The 3,269-nt window shown below is 66.2% G+C and carries 3 protein-coding genes and 1 pseudogene; all 4 read right to left on the reverse strand.

The features are described from left to right. Window positions 1-1,008: 1,008 nt before the first annotated feature. Window positions 1,009-2,259, reverse strand: a complete 1,251-nt coding sequence (locus ACWGSR_RS37575; RefSeq protein WP_453573925.1) for an IS701 family transposase — start codon at window positions 2,257-2,259, stop codon at window positions 1,009-1,011. Window positions 2,260-2,309: 50 nt separating this feature from the next. Further along, a complete protein-coding gene (locus tag ACWGSR_RS37580) occupies window positions 2,310-2,768 on the reverse strand; it encodes a hypothetical protein (protein ID WP_453573927.1) in 459 nt (152 codons plus the stop codon). Further along, window positions 2,765-3,073, reverse strand: a complete 309-nt coding sequence (locus tag ACWGSR_RS37585; RefSeq protein WP_453573930.1) for a transposase — start codon at window positions 3,071-3,073, stop codon at window positions 2,765-2,767. The genes ACWGSR_RS37580 and ACWGSR_RS37585 overlap by 4 nt, the downstream gene beginning before the upstream one ends. Before the next feature lie 111 nt (window positions 3,074-3,184). Further along, window positions 3,185-3,269: pseudogene (locus ACWGSR_RS37590) on the reverse strand (IS5/IS1182 family transposase); the annotation flags it as partial.

Below are 3,269 nucleotides of genomic sequence, written 5' to 3' on the forward strand. Positions count from 1 at the left end.
GCCCGCGCGCAGCGCGGGCGTTTCCCCTTCGCTGCGCTCCGGGGAAGGGGAAGCCGGCCGCAGCGCGGCCTAGTGACCTTCCTTGCTGGACACCGGAGGTGACGCCCCGTTCGCTGCGCTCCCGGATCGGAGCTGGGGGTGCTGCGCACCCCCAGAGAGTGTGTCCGCTGCGCTCCTCACCCTCTGGGGACCCTCACGGCTTCGCCTTCAGGGCCCCCTGGGCCCGCTTCGCGGGCCTTGCCGACTACAGGGACCAGAAGGGTTAGAGGTGGTGGGATTCGTCGTAGAGCCTCCAATGCCACCAGTATTCGCCTGGACTCCACGGCCTGCGGTGAGCAAGAGGGTCGGGGAGGCTTCTGCGATACAGCTGATCATCCAGAACTGCTACCAGGACTGCCAGCTCCCGACGCGGGCGGGGAGAAAGGCGGGCCAGGACCAGCCCGAGAAGATCTCGCGCCATGGCCACATCTTCCTTCAAGCCACACTCGTAACAGCCGCATACAGTCGCGGTCAGATACAGGTAACGGCCCGGACGGGCCAGAAAAGACCGGTAACAGCTCAACGCGGTCCAGGTGTCACCAGGCAACAAGCCTTTGTCAAGGTCACGGAACTCGACACGATGGACCGCGGCAACCGTGCGACTGGACAGGCCACGGACACAAACCGGCCGAGGCATCGCGGGAGGAACATGCCTCCAAAGGTGCACGACACGGTACATGCGACGAGGCGTCGTGTTCAGCGCACGAAGCACGCCAGGCCGCCTACGCGGCACAAACCTTTCGAATGACAGTCATACGGGGATCATGGCATGGGTTTCAAGGACCGGCCAAGAGGATTCCCGTGAGAGCATATGGAGTGCATCGGAAATGATGCAGCATGTAACAACAGAAGAAACAAAACAGCCACCCAAGACTTAGTACTCCAGCAGCGGATCGTGTTCTGAGCTGTGTTTTCGGTAGTGGCAGCGGCGGGCGACGGCCTGGCGGTGTCTTCTCCAGGCCGACCACTTCAGTGCGTGGGTGATGGGGTCGCGGTCGGCTCGTGGGCGGGGCAGGAGAGCGTCCAGGAGCCGCCGGATCTCTGCCACCGTGAGCGGGACGAGGGCTGATCCGTTTCTGCAGCCCCCTTTGCGGCCTCGGCGGCCTGGGCGGCGAGTGCCGTCAGGACAGCGTGGGCGAGCATGGCCAGGGTGATGTGCCGATACCAGCCGGGATAGCGGCGGACCTCGTACTCGTCCAGGCCGCATTCGTTCTTCGCGGCCTGGAAGCACTCCTCGATCGCCCAGCGGGAGCCGGCGATGCGGGCCAGCTCGGCGATCTCGACGCCGACGGGGGCGTAGGCCAGGTAGTAGGCCACCTCTTCGGGGTCGGACAGGCTGCGGCGGGCCATCACCCACCGGTGGTGGGTCGGCGGGTCGGGGTCGAATACGAGGTTGGCGGGCAGCTTGGCCGCGGCCCAGTCGTAGACACGCGGGCCCTTGGCCCCGTCGCCGCAGAACAGCCGCTGCCAGACATCTGCAGGGGCGTCCTCGATGAGCTGGTCGATGCGCCAGATGCCTACCAGCGACTTGATCTGCTGCGACTTGGGCACCGCCACCACATAGCCGACGTCGAACTGCTCGAGCAGGCGGCGGAAGTTCCAGTCCTGCCCGTAGGCCTCGTCCGCGGTGACCCACGCGGCGGGCAGGCCCGCGGCCAGACAGCGTCGGACGATGTCCCGGGCCAGCTCGCCCTTGGTCGCAAAACCCCGCTCATCAGGGATTTTCGCCGCCCGGCAGCGGTCGCGGTCGGACATCCAGGCCTTGGGCAGGTAGAGCTCCCGGTCCACCAGGGCCCGGCCCGAGCCGGTGGCATAGGCGGCGAACACGCCGATCTGACAGTTGACGATCTTTCCCGAGGTGCCGGTGTACTGCCGGGCGACCCCGGCCGAGGTGGTGCCCTTCTTGATGAACCCGGTGTTGTCGATGATCAACACGCCATTGGGGCCAAGGGACTCACCAACGTAGGAACGGACGTCGTCGCGCAGGGCGTCCGCGTCCCAGCGGCTGCTGTTCAGCAGCCGCTGGAAGCCGTCCGGCATGCGGTGGCCTGCCCATTCCGCAAGCTGCCAGCCGTTCTTCCGTGCCGCTTGACCCAGCAAACCGCGGACGTAGTCCCGCATCCGCCACCGCAGATCCGCCCGAGCGAACCGGCCCGCCACCCGAGCGAACACCAAATCCAACTCCGCAGCCCAGCAACCGACTTCAGTCATGCCCTCCATGCCGGGACAACGACAATCACCAGCTCAAGACACGATCCGCTGCTGGAGTATTAGCCGACGATCCTGTTGCTGAAGACATCCTTGATCGCGCAGAGGTACAGCTTGCCGTCGCCGGTGGCGTGCTCGGTGATGTCGGCGAGCCACAACCGGTTCGGGCCGCTCGCGGTGAAGTCACGACGGACGAGATCGTCGTGCACCGGCGGGCCGGCCTTCTTACCCCGGCCGCGTTTCTTGCCGAACACGCTCCACCAGCGGTTCTCCCGGCAGATCCGCCACGCGGTCCGGTCCGCCATCGCGGCCCCGGCATCACGCGCTTCGTCCGCCAGGAGCCGGTAGCCGAACTCCGGGTCCTCGCGATGAGCGTCGAACAGCGCATTTGCGCGATACGCCTCCTCCAGCACGGCATCGGCAACCGGCTTGTCGAGCCAGCGGTAGTAGGGCTGCCTGGCGAGCTTCAGCACCCGGCACGTCACCGTGACGGGCACCCCGTCCCCGGCCAGCTCCTTCACGAGCGGGTAGATCCTTTTCCCGGCAGATGCGCCTGCGACAGACAGGCCGCGGCCCGCCGCAGGACCTCGTTCTCCTGCTCCGGCAGCTTGATCCGCCGACGTGCCTCCCGCAGCTCCACACTCTCCTGGCCAGACGTTCCCGGCTTGGAGCCGTCGTCGATGTCCGCCCGGCGCATCCACTTCCACAACGTCATCGGATGGACCCCGAAATCGGTGGCCACCTGTTCGACCGTCACACCCGGACCGCGGTTCCTCGCGACCCGCACGACATCCTGGCGGAACTCTTCCGGATAGGGCTTGGGCACAGCGACATCCTTCCCACCTGCCCCACAGGGCAAGCCACTTCAGATGTCACCCGATCGTGCGGCAGACCCTTACGAGCCCTCAAGTTGTTGGCATTGCTGATTGAGCCTCTTTCATCCTGAATAGTTGCAGGTCAGGAGCGTGTGGACGGCTTGGACGATGGTGCCGATGCGTCGGGTGGAGCATCGGGCTCGGCGG

Source organism: Streptomyces sp. NPDC055632 (genome assembly GCF_053618675.1).